Annotated in this window: 5 protein-coding genes; 1 reads left to right on the top strand and 4 read right to left on the bottom strand. The window is 70.4% G+C overall.

The genetic code is table 11. The annotated features are described in order from the left end of the window. On the bottom strand, nt 1-576 hold a 576-nt coding region (locus ACRDPS_RS08360; RefSeq protein ID WP_431501165.1), incomplete at its 3' end, for a DUF4194 domain-containing protein. Then, nucleotides 569-2,095 carry a DUF3375 domain-containing protein gene (locus ACRDPS_RS08355; protein ID WP_431501164.1) on the bottom strand — a complete coding sequence of 509 codons (1,527 nt, stop codon included), beginning with the start codon at nt 2,093-2,095 and terminating at the stop codon, nt 569-571. The genes ACRDPS_RS08360 and ACRDPS_RS08355, both read right to left, overlap by 8 nt. A gap of 133 nt (nt 2,096-2,228) precedes the next feature. On the opposite strand from ACRDPS_RS08355, the gene ACRDPS_RS08350 reads away from it, so the two are divergent. After that, nucleotides 2,229-3,413 (top strand): Ig-like domain-containing protein, encoded by a 1,185-nt coding sequence (locus ACRDPS_RS08350; RefSeq protein WP_431501163.1) that lies wholly within the window; start codon nt 2,229-2,231, stop codon nt 3,411-3,413. 22 nt (nt 3,414-3,435) lie between these two features. On the opposite strand, the gene ACRDPS_RS08345 is transcribed toward ACRDPS_RS08350, so the two are convergent. Then, nucleotides 3,436-4,533, bottom strand: a complete 1,098-nt coding sequence (locus ACRDPS_RS08345; RefSeq protein WP_431501162.1) for a threonine aldolase family protein — start codon at nt 4,531-4,533, stop codon at nt 3,436-3,438. 10 nt (nt 4,534-4,543) lie between these two features. Further along, on the bottom strand, nt 4,544-4,921 hold a 378-nt coding region (locus ACRDPS_RS08340), incomplete at its 5' end, for an SRPBCC family protein (protein ID WP_431501161.1).

Genomic DNA, 4,921 nt, shown 5'->3' with positions numbered 1-4,921 from the left:
CCGGTAGCGGCCCTCGGACTCCAGCTCGATCAGGCCCTCCTTGTCGAGCCGCGTGATCGCCCGTTGGACCTCCTTGAGCGCGGCCGCGTTGCCGCCGGTGAGGTCGAAGTAGGTGAGCACGTTCTGCTCCAGCTCCTCCACGTCGACGCGCACCGAGGTCTCCCCCGCCACCCGCTCGCGCTGGAAGATGGTGCGCAGGTAGACGAGCACGAGGGTCTCGGCCCGGGAGTAGGCCTCGTCCTTGAGCAGGATCGGGACGTTGAGCTCGTCCGAGCGCACCTGCCGCTTGAAGGCGATCCCGCGGTCGTGGTCGACGACCAGCCTGATGAAGAGGTCGTGCAGCCGCGACTCCAGCGTCTGCTGGTGCTCCAGCAGGGTCCGCCACTCGGCCGGGTTGCGCTCCGCGGAGAGGAACCGGCCGCGCAGCAGTCGCACCAGCACCCGGCGTACGTCGGCGTCGAGGAGCCCGCCGTCGCCGGCGAAGAGCTCGGTGGGATCGTCCTCCATCGAGACCGGCTCGATGAAGCCGGCCTCCTCGTCCCCGCCGTAGGCGGGTGCGGCCGTCGTCTCAGTCATCGTCGTCCTCATCGTTCTCGTTCGTCATCGACGCCTTCATCGGGGCCGTCACCGCGCCGAAGGCGAAACTCCGACGTACGCCGTCGGCCCGCACCGCCTCCACCGTCGAGATCTCGCCGGTCTCGCTCATCCCGAGCCGGTGCGCGATCTCGAGCAGCCCCAGCAGGTCGACGGGCCGCCGGATCTCCTCCGGAGCCGCCTCGAAGACCTCGGCCACGTCGAAGCTGTCGTCGTCGGTGGTCGCCCGAGCCGCTGCGTACGCATCGAGGTGGGCCTCCAACGCGCGGTAGCTCGGTCCGCCCCAGGCACGGGTGTCCTCCACGGCGCCGGTGAGGTCGCCGCGCTGGGTCAGGGCCTCCGGCGGCTCCGGAGGGCGCAGCTCGCTCAGCGACTGCCGCAGGTGGGCAAGGTTGGCGTTGGGCAGCCGGCGCAGCGGCTCGACCACGTCGGAGGCCCTCGAGTCCGGCATCCACGCCTGGAAGCCGGACATCACATCGCGCAGCAGGTCGTCGACCTGCCGGTCACGAGCCGGGTCGTGGGTGCGCACCTGGGTGGTGATCACGTGCGAGGCGGTCTGCTGAGCTGCCAGCACCTCCGCGACACCGGCCTCGATCCGGCGCCCGACCGCGGCGAGCTCGGCCCGCTCGGGTGGGCTCATCTGCCTGGTGAACCGGTGGCGCAGCACCGTACGCAGGTTGGTGGCCAGGTCATCGAGCCGGCGGGGGTCACCGATCATCCGCAGTGCGCCGGCGAACGCCTTGCCCTCCGGCGTCGCGGCCATCACGTCCTTGCCCCGCTGCAGATACTCGCGCAGGACCTCGCCGGCCGGACGTACGTCCTGACGCAGGTCGGTCACCACGTCACGCTGCATCGCCCGGATCGACTCGACAACGCGCGCGAAGTCGGCGGGCAGCTCACGGGTCAGGTGCAGGATGTTCTCGGCCTGCTCCAGCAGGGTGTCGTCGTCGACGGTGTCGACGACGCCGGTGCGGTCCAGTCGGGCGATCTCGGCGCGCCGCTGGGCGATCTCCTCGGTCAGCCGCGCCACCCGGGTCAGCACGTCGGGGTCGGCATCGAGTGCGAGCCGCTCGACCGTCTCGAGCAACGTGCGCACGCGCGACTCCGAGACCCGTGCCCGCGAACCGCTCGCCCTCCCGGCGACCTCCAGCGCGCCCACCGCGTGCGCAGAGAGCCGGTAGACCTCCTCCACACCCTCGATCTGGCGCAGCAGCCACCCGGCGCGCACCCACTGGCGGCACACGTCGCGCGCGGTGCCGACCGGGAGGAGGACCTCGCCCGCTTCGCCCTCGGCATAGCCCGCGGCGCGCAGCTGGTCGAGCATGTCGCCGATCTCGGCGTGCGCGTCCGCGACCGGCACGGCCGCCCGCTCGGAGGTGAAGGTCACCGAGAGCACCGCGACCACGAAGGGCGCGAACCGGCCATGGAGCAGGTCGAGCATCGGGTTCCTGAAGGCGGCCAGAGCCCCGGCGTACGCCGCCTCGACGCGAGTGTCACTCATCGGCAGATACCGTACGCGGCAGCGCCCACAGCGCGGCAACAGCCATGCTCCGCACGCGGTCCACCGCACGACACGCGCAGCAACCTCATGGACACGCGAGTATTCGCTTGCCCACCTGTCGCATAGTTATCCCATGCGGGTTCGTCCTCTCCCTGTCGTCGTGGCATCCATGCTCCTGGTGGCGCTCAGCGCGCTCTCCGGCTGCGCCGAGGTGCCCGAACGGCCCGAGAGCGCATCCGGGAGCCAGTCGGCCGAGCCCTCGGCGCAGCCCCTCGCCGCCGACATCTCCCCCGCCGACAAGGCCAAGGACGTCCCGGTCGACAGCACGGTCACGGTGAGCGCCACCTCCGGTGAGTTCACGGGCGTGAAGGTCGCCAAGCCCGACGGACACACCGTCCCGGGGTCGCTGTCGGCGGACAAGAAGGCATGGAAGGCCAACGAGCTGCTCGATCCGGGCCTGCGCTACACGGTCACCGCGACCGGTGAGACCGGCACCGTGACGAGCACGTTCACCACACGCTCGCTCACCCTGGCCCAGCAGACCTTCGCCACCGTCGTCCCCGTCGACGGCACCGAGGTGGGCGTCGGCATGCCCGTGGCCGTCTACTTCGACGTCCCGGTCAAGGACCACGCCGCGTTCGAGAAGCGGATGCACGTCACCTCCACCCCGGCCCAGGCCGGGTCGTGGTACTGGGTCTCCGACAAGGAGGCGCGCTTCCGCCCGCAGAAGTACTGGACCCCCGGCACCACCATCAAGGTCGATCTCGACCTCAACGGCGCCTCCGCCGGCGGCGGCGTCTACGGACAGCACGACCGCACCGCGACCTACAAGGTCGGCGACGCCCACATCATCAAGATCAACGCGGCCTCCCACCAGATGAAGGTGTTCAGCAACGGCAAGCTGCTGCGCACCATCCCGGTCACCACCGGCAAGCCGGGCTTCACCACCCGGTCCGGGATCAAGGTCATCTCCGAGAAGCACCGGGTCAAGGAGATGAGGTCCGAGACGATCGGCATCTCCGACCAGGGCTCGGCCGACTACTACGACCTCGACGACGTCGAGTACGCCATGCGCATCACCAACTCCGGCGAGTTCATCCACGCCGCGCCGTGGTCGACCGGCTCCCAGGGCTACGCCAACGTCTCCCACGGCTGCACCGGCATCTCGACGGCCAACGGCGCCTGGCTCTACGGTCTCGCCAGGGTCGGCGACGTCGTCGAGACCACCGGTACCGACCGGCCCATGGAGTGGTCCAACGGCTTCGGCGACTGGAACCTGTCCTGGGCCGAGTACCAGAAGGGCTCGGCCCTGCGCTGAGGCTCGACCTCAGCCCAGATGCTCAGTCCACGATCGCGGCCAGGTGGCCGGCGATGATCGAGGGGTCCAGCCCGAGCGCGCCGTGGCCCACCGTCATCTCGGTCATCACACGTCCCGGTTCCTCGGTCGCCGACCATGGTCTGCTGAACGCGAGCGAGTGCTCGCTCATCGAGGCCAGGAGACGGTTGTTGACCTCGTCCGGGTCCCCTGCTGCGTACAGGAGGAAGGTGTTGGTGTGCGGCACCGGCGGCTGGACGGTGATGTACGCCGGCAGCGCGGCTGCGAGGGCGCGCCCCCACGTCGCATAGTCGGCGATGCGCGGAAGCCGGTCCCGCAGGCCGACCAGGGCGGCGACGGCCTCAGCGGTGGAACGAAAGAGCGTGCCACCCATCCGGTGGCGCCACAGCCGGGCCTGCGCGATGAAGTCGTCGTCGCCGAGCAGCGCGGCGCCGGCGAGCCCGCCCAGACCCTTGTAGAAGCTGACGTAGACGGTGTCGGCGAGCCCGGCGATGTCGGCCAGCGGCTTGCCGAACCACTGCTGCGACTCCCAGATCCGGGCGCCGTCGAGATGTAGCGCGACGCCACGCTCCCGACACGCCTCGGCAAGCTCGGCGAGCTCGTCAAAGGTCGGCAGCAGACAACCCGCGTCGCGCAACGGCAGCTCGACCAGACACGCCGCCAACGGGCCCGGGATGGCGTCCAGGTGTGCCTTCGTCGGCGTCGTACGCCCCGTGGTGAGGTGCTCGATCCGCAGGTCCTGGAGGATCCGGGGCCCATCGTCCTCATGGACGAGCAGGTGCGAGAGATCGGGCATCGCGACCCGCCGGCTGCCGGCATCGTCGGCGTGGATCCGCAGCGCGATCTGCTGGGCCATCGTCCCCGAGGGAAAGTACGCCGCCGGCTTGCCGAGCAGCTCGCCGACCTCTTCCTCCAGCCGCGCCACCGGTCCGCGCTCCGCGTAGACGTCCCACTGCTCGATGCCCAGCTCGCGGCATGCCTCCGCGAGCCCGTCGAAGGCCTCGGCCGGGCTCGTCGACGGCGTGAACACCGTGTCGCCGCACGCGATCATCGCCTCCCGGAGCCGCTGTTCCAGGGACATCTCCGATTCGTTCGTGGTCACCGGGCTCACCCTAGTGGCCGGACGCGGCCAGCCCTTGTCTGCAACCGAGCATCATCTGCTGATGGTTCCACCTCAGCACCGGCCGCAGCAGGGTGGACGCCAGTCCGAGCAGGCCACGTACGACGACCTCCTGCTCGAACACCATCCGGCACCCGTGCTCGGCCGGCGTCAGCGTCCAGCGCGCGAAGCCGTCCAGGTCGCCGCCGAGACCGACCTCCAGCACCGGCAGCTCACGGCTGACCGCGTGCAGCACGATCTCCAGGTCATAGGGCAGCGCCGAGCGGCACACCAGCAGCGCGTCGTCGTCGCCGAGCTTCGCCACCGCCCGCACCTGTGGCCACCACTGTGGGTAGCGCTCGACGTCGACCAATGCGTCCCGCACCGCCTC

Source organism: Nocardioides sp. (assembly GCF_050699375.1).
Classification (GTDB): Bacteria; Actinomycetota; Actinomycetes; order Propionibacteriales; family Nocardioidaceae; genus Nocardioides.
This window is presented reverse-complemented; position numbering and strand designations above follow the sequence as displayed.